This is a genomic window from Aromatoleum aromaticum EbN1, from assembly GCF_000025965.1.
GTDB lineage: Bacteria > Pseudomonadota > Gammaproteobacteria > Burkholderiales > Rhodocyclaceae > Aromatoleum > Aromatoleum aromaticum.
The window spans coordinates 3,983,737-3,999,244 of record NC_006513.1; the positions used below are offsets into that span (position 1 = coordinate 3,983,737).

The window sequence follows — 15,508 nt, forward strand, 5'->3', positions numbered from 1 at the left end:
ATAAATTTTTTGGTTCATCGCGCCTTCCACGGAAAGGCACGATGAACCATAAGAATTCCTCATCGCCGGCTTTTCGCCGCCACACCGAGGACGCTCGATCTCCCGGACGCTGTAAGCTATTCACGCGGGTCGACGACCAATCGGCATGCGGCGTTCGAGTCGCCCACGACACCGGGTCCAACAATGAAAACCAGCCGCCTGATCATCCTGAGCACGCTCGCCCTCGCGACCGCGCTGTTCTTCGTGTTCGATCTCGATCGATACTTCAGTCTCGACTTCTTCAAGACTCAGCACGCCGCGCTCGAAGCATGGCGGGAGGCGCGACCGGTTGCGGCGGCACTCGCCTTCTTCGCGGTGTACGTCGCGGTCACGAGCCTGTCGCTGCCCGGCGCCGCGGTCATGACGCTCGCGGTTGGCGCGATCTTCGGGCTGGCGTGGGGCACCCTGATCGTCTCCTTTGCTTCCACGATCGGCGCGACGCTGGCCTTCCTCGCCTCGCGCTTCGTGCTGCGCGAGGCCGTGCAGGCGCACTTCGGCGAGCGGCTGCGCGCGATCAACGAAGGCGTCGCGAAGGACGGCGGCTTCTACCTTTTCACACTGCGTCTGGTGCCGGTGTTTCCGTTCTTCGTCATCAACCTCGTGATGGGGCTCACGCCGCTCCGCACCTGGACCTTCTACTGGGTGAGCCAGCTCGGCATGCTCGCCGGCACGGTCGTCTATGTGAACGCCGGCACCCGGCTCGCGCAGATCGACTCGCTGTCGGGCATCCTGTCGCCGGGCCTGCTCGCCTCGTTCGCGCTGCTCGGCGTGTTCCCGCTGATCGCGAAGAAGCTCGTCGAGGTCGTGAAGGCACGGCGGGTGTACGCCGGCTGGCCGAAGCCGGCGCACTTCGATCGCAACCTCGTCGTGATCGGTGCCGGTGCGGCCGGCCTGGTGAGCAGCTACATCGCCGCCGCGGTCAAGGCGAAAGTCACTCTGGTCGAAAAGCACAGGATGGGCGGCGACTGCCTGAACACCGGCTGCATGCCGTCGAAGGCACTGATCCGCTCGGCGAAGCTGCTCTCGCACATGCGGCGCTCGAACGAATTCGGCATTCGCTCTGCGCGGGCGGAGTTCGATTTCGCGGACGTGATGGAACGCGTGCACGCGATCATCAAGACCGTCGAGCCGCACGACTCGGTCGAGCGCTACACGAGCCTCGGCGTCGAGGTGATCGAGGGCCGGGCGAAGATCGTCTCGCCCTGGGAAGTGGAGATCGCGCGTAACGATGGCCGGCACGAGACGCTCACCACGCGCAGCATCATCATCGCCGCCGGCGCCCGTCCCACCGTGCCGCCGATTCCCGGCATAGAGGACGTCGGCTACTACACCTCGGACACGATCTGGACCCTGCACGCGCTGCCCCGCCGGCTGCTCGTGCTCGGCGGTGGCCCGATCGGTTCGGAACTGGCGCAGACCTTCGCGCGTTTCGGCGCCGCGGTAACGCTGGTCGTCAAGGGCAGGCGGATCATGCCGCGCGAGGATGCGGAGGTCTCCGAGATGGTCATGGCACGCTTCCGCGCCGAAGGCATCGATCTGCGCACCGGCCACGACACCCGGCGTTTCGTCGTCGAGAATGGCGAGAAGATCCTGATTGCCGAACACCAGGGGCAGGAAGTCCACGTCCCGTTCGACGTACTGCTGGTCGCCGTCGGGCGGTCCGCACAATTGAAGGGCTACGGGCTGGAGGAGCTGGGCGTTCCGACCGGACGTACGATCGACGTCAACGAATACCTGCAGACGAGCTTTCCCAATATCTATGCCGCAGGCGATGTCGCCGGTCCGTATCAATTCACCCACACCGCCGCGCACCAGGCCTGGTATGCGTCCGTCAACGCGCTGTTCGCGCCGTTCAGGAAGTTCCGCGCTGACTATTCGGCGGTGCCGTGGGCGACGTTCGTCGACCCGGAAGTCGCCCGGGTCGGCCTCAACGAGCAGGAGGCGAGAGAGCGCGACATCCCCTTCGAGCTCACGCGCTTCGACATCGCGGATCTCGACCGCGCGATCGCCGACGGCGAGGCGCACGGCTTCGTCAAGGTGCTCACCGTGCCCGGCAAGGACAGGATCCTCGGTGTGACGATCGTCGGCGAGCACGCCGGCGACCTGATCGCCGAATACGTGATGGCGATGCGCCACGGACTGGGGCTCAACAAGATCCTCGGCACGATCCACATCTACCCGACGCTCGCCGAAGCCAACAAGTACGCGGCCGGTGAATGGAAGCGCGCGCATGCGCCGCAAAAACTGCTCGAGTGGGTCGGACGTTTCCACGCCTGGCGCAGGGGCTCGGGTGGGCGCCCCACAGCGGCGGCACGCCCGGCAACCCCCTCGCAGCGCTGACTACGAGGAGAACCGGAAGCATTCTTCTTCAGGTGCAGGGGGTATCCAGCTCATCAGCGAACCGGCCAGCACGCTCCACCACATCCACTTCGCCTGGCCCGATGGCAGGCGGGGCCTCCGGTGCCGGAGATCGAACCCAAACCTTGCCCGGACCGCAGGCTACGCCGCCTCGTCCCGCCCCATTTCCTGCAGAGCGCAGGAAGAGGTTATCTGAGTTTGGGCGAGGGAAATACCGCTCTCGCGCAGCGCGGCGTCAACCAGGCTGAAGACCTCGTTACGGCATTCCGGCTCTCGGTCATGCTGCGGCACCCAGTATTTCACCCGATAGGTGATTCCCTGGGGCCCGTACTGCACGACCTGCACTTCAGGCGGCTTTCCCTCCACGATGCTTTTAGCCCCCGTCAGTGCCTGGCGAATCAGTTTCTTGGCCTCGGCCACCGGCAGATCGATCGGCAAGGTCAGTTCGGCATGCCCGCGGTACTCCTTCCGTGGCGCGCTGAAATTGGTGATCCTCTGCCGCGAAATCTGACTGTTGGGCAGGATCACATAGGTGCTGTCGCGCGTGACGAGCCTCGTCGTCCGCCAGCCGATCTCCTGTACACGGCCCTGGGCCAGTGTTTCGACACGCACCCAGTCGCCCATGCGGAACGGCGCCTCGATCCCGAGCGCGATGCCCGAGAGTGTGTCCGCCACCACATTTCGGATGGCGAATCCCAGCACCGCCAGCACCAGACCCGATCCGGTCAGGATGCCCGACAGATCCTGCCGAAAGAACAGCGACAGACAGATCAGCGTGGCCAGCACGAAGAGGAATACCCGAAGCAGGTCCAGAAGCACCTTGGGCACCGGCTTTCCCTCCTTGCGACGCTGCGAAAGCTGCATCGCGGCGAGCGCATGCGCAAAGTGTGCGCCGATAAACATTGCCAATGCGATGGCTGCATTGCGTAGCGGATCAAGCCAGCCCTGCAAGGCGTGATCCAAGGGCAGCAGCTGCACCAGCGGCTCCGCGAACACGGCAATCAGCACCGGAAGGGTGAAACCAGCCGCAGCGCGCAGCCAGGACGGAATGGGCATGACCGGATCGAGCGCCTTCATTTCACCTCCCTTTCGCGTCTGGCTTCCCCGCGGGGAAAAGGTACGGGGCACAATTTGCAGGTGTGAAGGTGTGAGGCAAACCTGCTGACCTCGGGCTTAAGGAGCATCATCGTGATGGTTCCGGCAAAAGCATGGACGGGCGAACCCGCTGGACCGGGAAACCCCACTCCACCGGTCCGCCCCCTCAGGACACTCCGGCCCTTCGGCTTCGCTTGGAACGAAGCTCGCTGAAGGGCGAAACAGATGGGACTGCGCGACCTATGCGCGCCGCCGCATCCCCTCGTTGGCCGCCTCGGCCGCAGGCTGCAGCAGACCGCGGACATGGAGTTGGGCGAGGCTCCAGCCGTGGCCGAGCAGCAGCATGCGGGTGTCGAGCTCCGCCCTGCGAGTCGTCGGAATCGCGTTTCCGAGGTCGTGCATGCGCTTGGCGCGCAGGGCAACCCAGCGCAACGAGTGGCGGCGGGCAAGAGCGTGCCAGAGGGCGTGCGCGCCTGCCGACTGGCGAGCGCCGCTGAGCAGGCAGAAGCCGCGACCGAGCGCCCAGTCGTACACCGCGCTGGCGATGCCGCGGCCCTGGTAGGCGGGGGCGTACTTGGAGTGCGGCGAGCGCAAATGGCGGTCGGTGCGTCGGTCCACCTCGATCAGGCGGTTGAACACGGTGTAACCGGCAAGGCGGCGACACGCAGTGTCCTCGACATACACGTAGTGCTCGCCGTCGGCCTCACGCTGATGGAAGACCAGGCCAGGCCGCAGTGCGGGAAGACAGGTGCAGGCGTTCATCGCGTCGCCCGCGGTGTGGAGCCGGCGATAGAGGGCGTCGAGCTCGGCCTCGATGCTTCCGTCGGGATGGTTCACGTCGATGCGCAGTTCCATGTGCCGCGGCTGCATCATTCGCCCGAGGCGGACAAGGAGTGCGGCGCCCGGCAGACGCAGTGGTGGCGGCTGCGGGAAGGCAATGGGGGAGCGCGCGCAGAGGGTGATCTCATGCATGTCCGTTCGCTCCTTCAGCACGCGGCGGGGCCGGCCCACCAGCCGCTCATGAGGCCATCGGGCCGCTGGGGGGCGCTCACGCGCGCACTGCTCTCCCAGGCTTCCATCTGCACGTCGAGGCCGGCGAACACGCCGTAGCCGATGCCGGCGCGGATCGACTCGCCGGCCGCCAGGCTCTCTCCAGCGCGGATCGCGCCTTCGGCGCCGATCACCCCGCCAGCCTTGATGCCCCAGCCGGCCTCGAGATGCATGCCGGCCTGGATCGAGCCGCCCGCGACGATGCCCTGCGCAGCGCACAGGCTGTGCGCGACCCGGATGTCGCCGCCCGCCTGCAGGCCCTTGGCACAGCGCACGCTTTCGTCCGCCTGCAGGTCGAGGCCGATGGACGCGTTGCCGGCAATGCACAGCCCGCCGCCGCAGCACAGGTCCCAGCCGGTCCGCAGTTCGCCGTCGCAGCGCAGCTCACCCGCGCAGTCCACGCCCCAGCCGGCGCGCAGGTCGCCACCTACCTTCAGATGACCTTCGGCGCGCATGCTTCCTTCCACGCGCAGATCGGCCCCGACGTTCAGATCGCCGCCCGCGCGCAGGCCACCCCTGGCGTGCAGCACGCGACCGACACGGACGACGCCGTCGACGTCCACGCCACCGCGTACCTCGAGTGTGCCCGCGAACACGATCGCATCAGCCTCGATCGCATCGACCACGCGCACCTCGTCCGTGGGCCCGAACTGTTCGAGCAGCCAGCAGGCGTCGCCGACGCGTCCGGCAGCCACCATGGTGTCGAGGAGTTCCTGGTAGTTGCCGCCTTCGCCGAACTGGCGGACGAACCAGCGGAATCCATCGGTGCAGGGCCGCTTCGCCCTGACGAAACTTCGTGTGAGAACCATTGCATCACCCTCGTGCGTTGCACCGCCGCGTACGGGACGCGGCGCTTCGGATGCAGCCCTGCGGGGGAATGCCGATGGCCGGGGCGGTCCGGATGGGCCTTGGCCGGACCGCCGGAGCGGTCGATGGGCGGGAGTCTGGATAATGGCCCGCGGCGGCTGCACGTTGAACGGGATCCGCGGCGTGCGCGTCCCGGGCAAGGTGCCGTGCGGGGGTGAGGCTTCAGCCTCGGTGGTAGCCCCGCACGGCCCGGAAAAGCACGGCGGGAGACCCTGTAACCTTGAATCGGAGCGGAGTCGGCAGATCGTGCAGCGGTGAGATCATGCAGCGCGCACGCACGCGATCGCACGCGCGCAGTTGTGCGCGACAGGAGGCGAGGCGGTGGTGGGCTGGCATGGGCATGCGCTGCTCGATCAGGGGGAAGGCCGCATTGTAACCCAGGATGCGAATGCTGTCCGCTTCGGGCGGCCAGGCTGTGAGAGCTGTGTGGATCAGGAGATCAATCGACAGGTTTCGAGTTGAAGCGACGTTGCCACAAAGGTCCGGTCGCTCATTGTCGAGGAGGACGCTCGAAAAGACGGCGGTCCCAGACGACTGGTTGCGGGGGAGCAATGACGAGCTGCCGCGCGTCCGGGTGCGCCGGATTGACCAGTACGTTCCATTCGAGATGCGCGACCACCGATGGGATAAACAGCAAGGCGCTGCGCGCTTCGCGCAGCCAGGCATCACCGAAAGCCCGCGCTTCGATGCTTTCGGGCTGATCCCACCCTTGCGGGAGCCGTTCTGTGGGCCAACGTTCCCGAGAGACCTCAGTGGGCACTTGGGCAACCAGGTATTGATGGGTTCGGGGCACTCTCCCGACCGCCGAATGCGCGAGGATCTCGAGCATTGCACAAGCATAGGACTGTGCCCCGTAAATGACCGGCGTCCCGGGACTGTTCCATCGACCGCCAATGAGCGCCGCACCGGTTCCGTCCCAAATGGGTAAGCGCCCGTCGGCGATTCTGAAAATCTGCATCAGGCGGAAAGGCCGTAGAACAGGCGTCCGAGCAGTTCCTCAACTCGTCGCGCGCCGAGCTCGGTCAGGGATACGTCGAGCGGCGTGCGTCCGTTGAGCATTGGGTGAGGCCCGTTCAGAAACTCGCGCGCATCGTCGTCAGAGTCCCATACGAACTGTGCCGTTGCGAAGACCCGAGCAAGCCGCTCCGCGCGTTCAGACTCTTCGGCGCTCAGGAGGTCACGCCGCCGCTTGAAGGTCGCCTCAGGGACGATCCGATAGAGCAGTTCGCGTCGTGCCTCCGTCGACTCGGCGATTCGCGCGATGCTCGCCCGCAATGCCTCTTTGGGCAAGCCGCGTGAAACCTGGTCATCGAGCTCCGCAAACGAGTGGGGCGTGGTGGAGAGGGCCATCACTGCCGCGATGCGGTCTGGCGTCACTAACATGTTTCCTCACCTCTTGGTATCAATTGCTCTATTAGCATGGATCAAGTGATACTCGAATGCAAGGCAGCGACTCACGGACGAATTGTCTTTTCGCGTAGCCCCTATCCCCGCCCTGCACAGATACGCATACGTCCTTATCGTCCGTGGCGCCGCCGCAGGGCACACCCAAAACCGAAGTGGCCTGCTCACGGGCAGGCCACTTTTGTAGAATGTTTATAACCGTTTGGGATACTACGTTTTGCTGACCACTTGAGTCTTTAGGAGGACACACCGGTTCACACGAGGTCGGCAATTGCGGCGACGACCCCGCGCACATCGCTTGGCAGGAAGGGTTTTTCGATTACCGGACGGCCGCACGCGGCGGCAAACTCGCGCAAGCCATCGGTCAAGGTATCGCCGGTCACGAAAACCACGCGACCGGCCTGCTCGGGCCAGCGTCGCTCGACCTCCTGATACAATGCTCGCCCATCGAGATCGGGCATGCGGATGTCCGTGAGGATCACGTCGTAGCACTCTGTGGCCATGCGGTCCAACGCTTCTCGCCCGGAACTGGCGGTGACCACGCGATGCCTCGCATCGGTCAGCATCTCGGCCAGAGTCTCGCGAATTTCCGCTTCGTCGTCGACGACGAGTATCGCACGTTCGCTCGGGCTCTTCTCCACAGGCGGCGGGGCAGCGGCAACGCCTGCGTCGGCACTGCTCACGGGCAGTGCGATAGTGAACTCGGCACCGCCTTCGACCGGACAGTCGACGGTAAGCGTGCCGCCATGGGCCTCGACGATACCCAGACACACCGCCAGGCCGACGCCAGTGCCGACGCCCACAGGCTTGGTGGTGAAGTAAGGCTCGAAGACCCGTGCGCGAAGACCCGCCGGAATGCCGGGCCCGTTATCGGCGACGATGATGCGGATCACGTCGCCGGTCGGGTCGTAACGGCTGGTCAAGCGAATTCGGCGCGGCCCCGGCTGATCTTGCAGCGCTTGCTGCGCGTTGATGATCAGGTTGAGGAACACTTGGTGGAGCTGGTCGGTGTCGGCGAGCACTGCCGGGAGATTATCTGCAAGATCGAGCGACACGTCGATTCCACTGGTACGAACAGCGTAGCTGGTGATGTCTAGCGCTGCCGATACGACCTCGTTGATGGCTACGGACACCCGCTCGGGTTGTTGCTGCCGAGCCATGGCGAGGAAGGTTCGCACGATGCGCGCGCATCGCTCCGCGGCAATACGGATTTTTGCTGCAGCGGCCTGGGTCGCCGGATCCCCTTGCTCCTCCAGCATGACTGCCCGCGCCACGACCACGGAAAGCGGATTGTTGAGCTCGTGAGCGACGCCGGCGAGCAGCGACCCGAGCGCAGCCAGTTTCTCGCGTTGATGCAGGCTTTCGCGATGGCGTGCCAGCTCCTCTTCCGAGCGCTTCTTTTCGGTGACATCGCGCGTGATCATCAGCACATGCGGCTTTCCCTGATATTGCATCGGAATGCCGTGAACCTCGACTTCAATCGTGGCGCCATCCTTGCGCAAATCGGTGAGCTCCACATGCAAGGGCTCGCCGGCAACGATCGATCGCAGCAGATCCGGATGGTAGGACGGGCCGACGAATTTGCTCAGCGGCGAAGCCCGGTGCTCCGCTTCGCTGTAGCCGTAGATCTTCCATAGCGCCGGATTGGCATCGACCATTTCCGCGGCGGCATTCCACAGGGCCAGCCCGTCGATCGACGCATTGAACATGGATCGATACTGCTCTTCGCTATTCTCCAGCGCTTGCTGCACGCGGGCGCGTTCGGCAATATCCTGACGCAAGCGGGTTTGCGTCTCGGCCACGTCGTCCGCCATCACATCAAAAGCTCGACTCAGCCGGCCGAGCTCGTCGCGACCACGCAGGTTGCTGCGGGCGGCGAGATTTCCGGCCGCGAGTTGTTCGGCGGCGCCTACCAATCGCGCAGTGCGCCGCGTCAGGAGGAAATGGAACGCCAGCCACATCGTCAGGGCAAGCGCGATCACCCATCCGGCCCAATAGATCGACTGCTGCAGCACCCGGGCTCGCGCCTCCGCCGTGGACCGCTTGAGATCGTAGGCGAGGAACAGGCTGCCGGCCCGCGAGGGACGGAGTTCCTCGCGCTCGCTCCCCATCAGGATTCCGGCGTAGGCGAGCAATGCATTGTTTGCGGCATCGTGGGTGACTCTCGCCCGGCGTTCGCGAATCGCCCCGGCCGCCTGCTCGAGATCGAACTGCGGCAGCACGTCGGTGATCGGCTGGCCCAGCCACGCTCGACGCGTCGTCGCGATCACTGACTGCCGGTCATCCGTGAGGACGACGACGATGTAGTCGTGGTTGTGTGCGAGCACCGCAATCTCGCGTTGCGCGGTCACGTCGTCGCCCTTGAGCAGCATGTACTCCAGCGTGCTTTGCAGCCGCGACATCTCCTGAGCGAGACGTTTGCGGCTCTCCTCCTCCGCGGCCAGTTCGGCACGCGGCACGTGGTAGACGAAATTGAAAGCACTCAACGTCGCGGCAAACACCAGCAGGATGAGCGGGACCGTGAGCCTGAGCGAGGCCGGAATGCGAATGCTCACGGCGGTGAGCTCGCCAAGGGGCCCGGTGCAAGCACTTCATTGATTTCAATCGGGGCACGCAGCAACTTCTCTTCCTGCATCAAGGCCATCAATCGGCGCCCGGTGACCGCCAGCTCGGGTGTCGGGCCCCCGAGCATCCTGAGGTTTTCCTCGCGGGACGGGATGTGGAGACCCTTCAGCGCGTCGAGGAACTGCTCGCCAGTCGTCTGTTGGCGTATGCCCATGCGGCGCGCCGCATCCCTGGGCTCGCGCTTCAGATAATCGAGCGCGCTGAACCAGCCGCTCAGCAGGGCCTGAACCGCGTTGGGCTGTTTTTCGAGTACGGTCGCTCGCACCGCGACGAGATCGACGATCTCGCCGGGAATCTGCGTGCTGTCGAACAGCGTCGTCGCGCCGGCGCGCAGCAACTGCGTGCGGTACGGGTCGAAAGTGACGGCCCCATCCACCTGGCCTTTCACGAAAGCGCTGGGCTGCTCGTTCGACTCGAGGTGGACGACATCGACGTCGCTCGCCCGCATTCCGTTGAGCGCCAGGGCCCGGCTCAAGACGTAGGCACCCAGTGCACCGCTTTCCACCGCGACCGGCTTGCCCTTGAGATCCGTCATCGAGCGCATCCCAGGACGGCCCACGACGACATCCGCACCATGGGACACGTCCACGACCAGGATGATCCGTGGTTGCATCCCATCCACAGCGAGCCCGAAAAGCTCGTCGAGGCTGATCACCATGCCGTCGATCGCCTCGTTGCGAAAGGCCCGCAGCACTTCGCTCGCCGACGGATATTCGACGAGTTGCACGACCTCGGGATTCAGGTGACCCAGTTCCCGCGCCAGGTAGAGCGGTTCGCTACCGATCCACACGTTGGTGCCGATGCGCAGCGCGGATTCCGGCTCGCGCATGCACCCGGCAAGGGGGAGCATGAGCGCGATGCACGCCAGAGCGACCCAATGTTTCCTAATCCAAAGCCACGTTTTCACTTGGCTTCACTCTCCGCTTGGGACGAACACATAACCCGCGTTGCGCACGGTCCTGATGAACCGGGGATGCTCGGGATCAGGCTCGATCTTCTTGCGCAGGCGCATAACGCGCAGGTCGACGCTGCGGTCGAAAGGGTCCATGTCGCGCTGCTGGCTCAGATTCAGGATGCGTTCGCGAGACAGCGCGCGGTTGGGGTTTTCCACCAGCGCCTTCAGCAGATCGAACTCCAGTGGCGACATTGGCACGTCATTGGCCACCTCGTCGGTGAGCCGATGCGCGCCGAGGTCGAACACGCAACGCCCGACGCGCACGCGGGCAGCGCCAAGGTCGGCGCTCGCAGCCAGCGACGTGCGACGCAGCACGCTCTTGACGCGGGCAAGGAGTTCACGCGGGTCGAAGGGCTTGGATACGTAGTCGTCTGCGCCCATCTCCAGTCCGACGATGCGGTCCACAACGGTACCAGCGGAAGTCAGCATCACGATCGCGATCCTCGCGTAGTGCTCGCGCAGGTACCGCGTCAGGCTCAGGCCATCCTCGCCGGGCATGGAGATGTCTACGAGCGCCACGTCGACCGGACTCCCGGCGGCGATCTCGCGCGCATCGCCGGCGTTGGCCGCGCACAGAGCCGCGTAGCCCTGCGCGACGAAGTATTCCTCCAGCACCTCGCGCACGCCCGGCTCATCGTCGACGATCAGGATAGTGGCTTTGGGGCTCATGGAGGCACGCCCTCTCCTTTGGCCTTGCGGGTACGGCAACGATCGGTTTCGAGACTGCCTGCTGCATGGGCCTTATTTCCCAAGCTAGCACATGCAATCACTCATTGCCCCTTGGACGGGACGCACGCACCGTGGAACGAAAGCCTGAAACAAACGAAACAAGAACGGCCCCGCGCTGAAGTTCGCCTGCCATGGCGGCTCAATAGACTGGCCCTCAATCCAGACGCCAGCCGATTCACCGCGACATCGCCCGCGGTTCCCGGGAGGCCGATCGGAGGGTGAGCCCACGCAACTCAAGGAGAAGACCATGGAGGCCATGCAGCACACAGCCAGCAGCGATCGCTACGCCAAGTGCATCGAAGCATCGAAGCGCGTCCGCTGGGACATCGATCGCGACGTGATTCGCGGCCGCAAGTTCGACCTCTCGAAGAAGTTCCTGCCCGACGGACTGTCGAAGATCGAGCGTCTGTCCTTCCTCGATGCCGATGAAAGACGGCTGGTGAGCCAGATCCAGGGGCGTACGTACGCCAACCTTTTCCGGCTCGTCGAACGCTACATCGGCGCCAAGATGCTCGAGATCAGCCGCGAGCATTCGCTCGGCGACCAGACCGCACTCGAGGCGCTCGTGCGCTTCACCGATGAGGAATTGAAGCATCAGGAACTGTTCCGCCGCATCGAGGCGATGATTGCCGAAGACATGTCTCCCGGCTACACCTTCCTTCCAAGGCCAAACGACGTCGCGACCGCCGTGCTCAGCAAATCGACCTGGGCAGTGCTTGGACTAACTTGCCATATCGAGCTCTTTACGCAGGCGCACTACCGCCAGAGCATCGAACCGGACATCGCGCTGTCCGAGCTTTGGAAGGACGTTTTCCTGTTCCATTGGAAAGAGGAGTCACAGCACGCGATTCTCGACGAACTCGAATGGCGGCGCGAGAACGCCAAGCTGACGCCTGAAGAGCGCGATTCAGCCGTAGCCGATCTCATCGACCTGGTCACTGCGGTCGACGGCCTCCTGCAGGTGCAGGCAAAGGCCGACGCTGAGTATTTCCTGCGCGTGTGCGACCGGACTTTCGACGATGCGCAGGTGGAGCAACTGCACGAGACGATGCTGCAGGCCTATCGCTGGCAGTACATCGTTTCGGGCGTCGCGGACAAGCGCTTCCAGAAGATCCTCGGCGGCCTGATCACAGAGCCGCAATTCGACCGCATCGGCATGGCGCTCGCACCCATCATGCAATGACCGCGAGCTGCGAACCCGGGTTCGTGGCCGGCAATTGCCCCTTTCTGCTTGGCCGCAGCACCGGCCCGTCTTCAAACCTTTGGCATTGACAGGATACTGAGATGAAAGACCGAACGGTAATGAGGCTGTCCCTTGCGGGGCTTGTCCTGGGCTGCACAACGTCCCAGGCCGGCACGCTTCCCGCCATCCCCGAAAGTCTGCGTCCGCCGGCGACCGAAATACTGGCGCTGGAGCTTGCCGCGAAGGGGGTGCAGATCTACGAATGCAAAGCCCGCGCGGATGAGCCGACGCGATTCGAGTGGACGTTCAAGGCGCCGGAGGCCGACCTGTTCGACAGGGCCGGTCGCCGGATCGGCAAACACTATGCCGGCCCGACCTGGGAATCCGATGACGGAAGCAAAGTGACCGCTGCGGTGAAGTCTCGGGACAACGGTCCGGACTCCAGTGCCATTCCATGGCTGCTGCTGGAGGCCAAATCCACGACGGGAAGCGGCGTCTTCAGTCGGACGACCAGCATCCAGCGCGCCCACACCGCCGGCGGCAATTCACCGGCGGAAACCTGCAGCGAAGCGCAGGCGGGACAAGTATCGAGGATTGCTTACAGCGCGACCTACTACTTCTACGTCCCGAAGCCATAGCCGCGAAGTCGCGACCGGCCGCGTCGCCGGCGCAATCGGCCACTGCAGCTTCCTGTCGATTCACCCTGGAGAAGATCATGTCCATCGTTGAAACCATGCCCATGCAAACTGCAACTGCCACCCCGTCACCTGCCCCACCCGACTTTGCCGCGATCAAGGCGAAGCAGCAGGCCACTTGGGCGAGCGGCGACTTTGCCGTGATCGGCGTTACCCTGCAGATCGTCGGCGAGTCACTCGCGGAAGCTGTCGATGTCAGGGCCGGTGAGCACGTCCTCGATGTGGCTGCCGGCAATGGCAACGCCACACTGGCGGCGGCGCGCCGCTTTGCATACGTCACTTCGACGGACTACGTGCCGGAACTGCTGGCGAAAGGGGCCACGCGTGCGAAGGCCGAGGGGCTCACCGTGACCTACCGGGTCGCGGATATCGAGGAGCTGCCGTTTGCCGATGCCAGCTTCGATGTCGTGCTGTCGACCTTCGGTGCGATGTTCGCCCCGCGCCATGCCCGCACGGCCGACGAGATGCTGCGCGTCGTTCGCCCCGGCGGCCGCATCGGCTTGGCGAGCTGGACGCCGGAAGGGTTCATCGGGCAGTTGTTCAAGGTAATCGGCGCACATCTCCCGCCGCCGGCGGGCCTGAGCTCTCCCGCGTTGTGGGGGACCGAGCCACATATGACTGAATTGTTCGGTACGCAGGCGGCGGAAATCCGCAGCGAGCGCAAGCACTTCAATTTCCGCTACGCATCGGCGGCGCACTGGATTCAGGTCTTTCGCGACTGCTACGGGCCGACGCACAAGGCATTCGCAGCGCTCGATCAAGCCGGCCAGGCAAAGCTCGAGGCCGACATTACGGCACTGCTGGAACGCCTGAACGTGGCGGGACCTGCTTCCCTTGTCGTGCCGGCTGAGTACGCTGAAGTCGTCATCACAAAGCATTGACGAGGCCACCGTAAGGCGCTTGCTGATCCGCACATGCCGCTGGTCGGGCCAGTCGCAGGCAAGGAGACGCCATGGGCGAAAGGCTGGTGGGCTGCACCTTGCTTGCCAATCGGAGGCGTCTACGCTGAAACGAGCTAGGGGCTGGTTCATGCAGGTCACAAGCGGTTAGTGCGACATTTCATGTTCGGGTATGTGCATCGCAATTGAATGTCATAACACGTTAGGCGAAACGGAGGAACACATGGATCGGTTACAAAAAGCAGAGGTCGAGGACTTCAAAGCGCACTTTCAGGGGGAAGTGCTTCTCCCTGACGACGCGGCCTACGACGAGGTACGCCAAATCTGGAATGCGATGATGGACCGGAGACCCGGGCTGATAGCCCGTTGCGTATCCCCTGAAGATGTCGTTCAGGCCGTCAGGCTCGCGCGCAAGCACAACCTGCTCGTCTCAATCCGAGGGGGCGGGCACAACATCGCGGGCAATGCCGTCTGCGACGACGGTCTCATGATCGATCTCTCGTTGATGAAGAAGGTCCAGGTGGACGGAAACGCCCACCGGGCGAGTGTCGAGCCGGGCTGCACCCTTGCCGACTTCGACGCGGTCGCGCAGGCGCACGGCCTTGCCACGCCGCTGGGCATCAACTCGACCACGGGCGTCGCCGGCCTGACGCTCGGCGGCGGCTTCGGCTGGCTGAGCCGAAAGCACGGCATGACGGTCGACAACCTGCTCTCCGCCGACGTCGTCACGGCGGATGGCAACCAGGTGCACGCCAGCGAAACGGAAAACGAGGACCTCTTCTGGGGGCTGCGGGGTGGCGGTGGGAATTTCGGTATTGTCACGAGCTTCGAGTTCCAGCTCCATCCCGTCGGGCCGGACGTGCTGAGCGGGCTCATCGTATTCCCGTTCGACCAGGCGAAGTCAGTGCTGACGCAGTTCGCCCGCTTCACGGAAACGATTTCGGACGACCTCACTGTCTGGATGGTCACCCGCAAGGCGCCCCCGCTGCCCTTCCTGCCCGAAGACGTCCACGGGAAAGAGATCGTCGTGCTCGCACTGTGCTATGCGGGTGACCCGGTCGAAGGCGAGAAGCTGATCGAGCCGCTGCGCGGATTCGGCACGATGCTCGGCGAGCACATCGGCGTGCAGCCGTACACCGCCTGGCAGCAGGCTTTCGATCCGCTCCTGGCGCGGGGCGCGCGCAACTACTGGAAGTCGCATAACTTCTCGCAGCTCAGTGCTGGCGCGATCGACGCCATCATCGAATACGCAGGCAGACTGCCGTCGCCACAGTGCGAGATCTTCATCGGCACGATCGGCGGCCAGACGGCGCGCGTAGCGCCCGACGCAATGGCCTACTCGGCCCGAGACGCCAACTACGTGATGAACGTGCACGCCCGCTGGGAGTCGGCTGCCGAGGACGAACGCTGCATCGCCTGGGCGCGCGATTTTTTCGCCAGCTCTCAGCCGTTCGCCAGCGGCGGCGCGTACATCAACTTCCTCACTCAGGACGAAACCGACCGCATCGCGTTCGCCTACGGTGCAACGTACGACCGACTGGTGGAGCTCAAGAAAAAGTACGACCCGACGAATCTCTTCCGGATGAACCAGAACATCAAGCCGGTTTGA

General features: G+C 64.4%; 13 protein-coding genes. 5 read left to right on the forward strand and 8 right to left on the reverse strand.

Features of this window, described 5'->3' with window-relative positions; genetic code table 11:
* Positions 1–183 precede the first annotated feature (183 nt).
* Positions 184–2,379 (forward strand): FAD-dependent oxidoreductase, encoded by a 2,196-nt coding sequence (locus EBN1_RS19010; protein ID WP_041646601.1) that lies wholly within the window; start codon positions 184–186, stop codon positions 2,377–2,379.
* 159 nt (positions 2,380–2,538) lie between these two features.
* Here EBN1_RS19010 and EBN1_RS19015 read toward each other — a convergent pair whose 3' ends face one another.
* The 8 genes from EBN1_RS19015 to EBN1_RS19050 form a co-directional block, all read right to left on the reverse strand.
* Complete coding sequence (locus EBN1_RS19015; RefSeq protein WP_041646602.1) at positions 2,539–3,474, reverse strand: mechanosensitive ion channel family protein; 936 nt, start codon at positions 3,472–3,474, stop codon at positions 2,539–2,541.
* A 258-nt stretch (positions 3,475–3,732) separates the two neighbouring features.
* Positions 3,733–4,464: a hypothetical protein gene (locus EBN1_RS19020; RefSeq protein ID WP_011239616.1), complete on the reverse strand. Its 732-nt coding sequence runs from the start codon at positions 4,462–4,464 to the stop codon at positions 3,733–3,735.
* A gap of 14 nt (positions 4,465–4,478) precedes the next feature.
* Positions 4,479–5,351 (reverse strand): hypothetical protein, encoded by an 873-nt coding sequence (locus EBN1_RS19025; protein WP_011239617.1) that lies wholly within the window; start codon positions 5,349–5,351, stop codon positions 4,479–4,481.
* 548 nt (positions 5,352–5,899) lie between these two features.
* Positions 5,900–6,367, reverse strand: a complete 468-nt coding sequence (locus tag EBN1_RS19030) for an RES family NAD+ phosphorylase (RefSeq protein ID WP_011239619.1) — start codon at positions 6,365–6,367, stop codon at positions 5,900–5,902.
* The gene (locus tag EBN1_RS19035) at positions 6,367–6,792 is read right to left on the reverse strand and encodes an antitoxin Xre/MbcA/ParS toxin-binding domain-containing protein (protein ID WP_011239620.1); all 426 of its coding nucleotides are present in this window, start codon (positions 6,790–6,792) and stop codon (positions 6,367–6,369) included. Before EBN1_RS19035 ends, EBN1_RS19030 begins: the two co-directional genes overlap by 1 nt.
* A 275-nt stretch (positions 6,793–7,067) precedes the next feature.
* Positions 7,068–9,368 (reverse strand): hybrid sensor histidine kinase/response regulator, encoded by a 2,301-nt coding sequence (locus tag EBN1_RS19040; protein WP_011239622.1) that lies wholly within the window; start codon positions 9,366–9,368, stop codon positions 7,068–7,070.
* Positions 9,365–10,288 carry an ABC transporter substrate-binding protein gene (locus EBN1_RS19045; protein WP_083783001.1) on the reverse strand — a complete coding sequence of 308 codons (924 nt, stop codon included), beginning with the start codon at positions 10,286–10,288 and terminating at the stop codon, positions 9,365–9,367. Before EBN1_RS19045 ends, EBN1_RS19040 begins: the two co-directional genes overlap by 4 nt.
* Before the next feature lie 63 nt (positions 10,289–10,351).
* Positions 10,352–11,062: a response regulator gene (locus tag EBN1_RS19050; RefSeq protein ID WP_011239624.1), complete on the reverse strand. Its 711-nt coding sequence runs from the start codon at positions 11,060–11,062 to the stop codon at positions 10,352–10,354.
* 307 nt (positions 11,063–11,369) lie between these two features.
* Here EBN1_RS19050 and EBN1_RS19055 point away from each other — a divergent pair, with 307 nt between their 5' ends.
* From EBN1_RS19055 to EBN1_RS19070, 4 genes are all read left to right on the forward strand, one after another.
* Complete coding sequence (locus tag EBN1_RS19055) at positions 11,370–12,305, forward strand: hypothetical protein (protein WP_011239626.1); 936 nt, start codon at positions 11,370–11,372, stop codon at positions 12,303–12,305.
* 101 nt (positions 12,306–12,406) lie between these two features.
* The gene (locus EBN1_RS19060) at positions 12,407–12,943 is read left to right on the forward strand and encodes a DUF3455 domain-containing protein (RefSeq protein ID WP_011239627.1); all 537 of its coding nucleotides are present in this window, start codon (positions 12,407–12,409) and stop codon (positions 12,941–12,943) included.
* A gap of 77 nt (positions 12,944–13,020) precedes the next feature.
* Complete coding sequence (locus tag EBN1_RS19065) at positions 13,021–13,881, forward strand: class I SAM-dependent methyltransferase (protein ID WP_011239628.1); 861 nt, start codon at positions 13,021–13,023, stop codon at positions 13,879–13,881.
* 241 nt (positions 13,882–14,122) lie between these two features.
* On the forward strand, positions 14,123–15,508 hold the full coding sequence (locus EBN1_RS19070; RefSeq protein ID WP_011239629.1) for an FAD-binding oxidoreductase: 1,386 nt from the start codon (positions 14,123–14,125) through the stop codon (positions 15,506–15,508).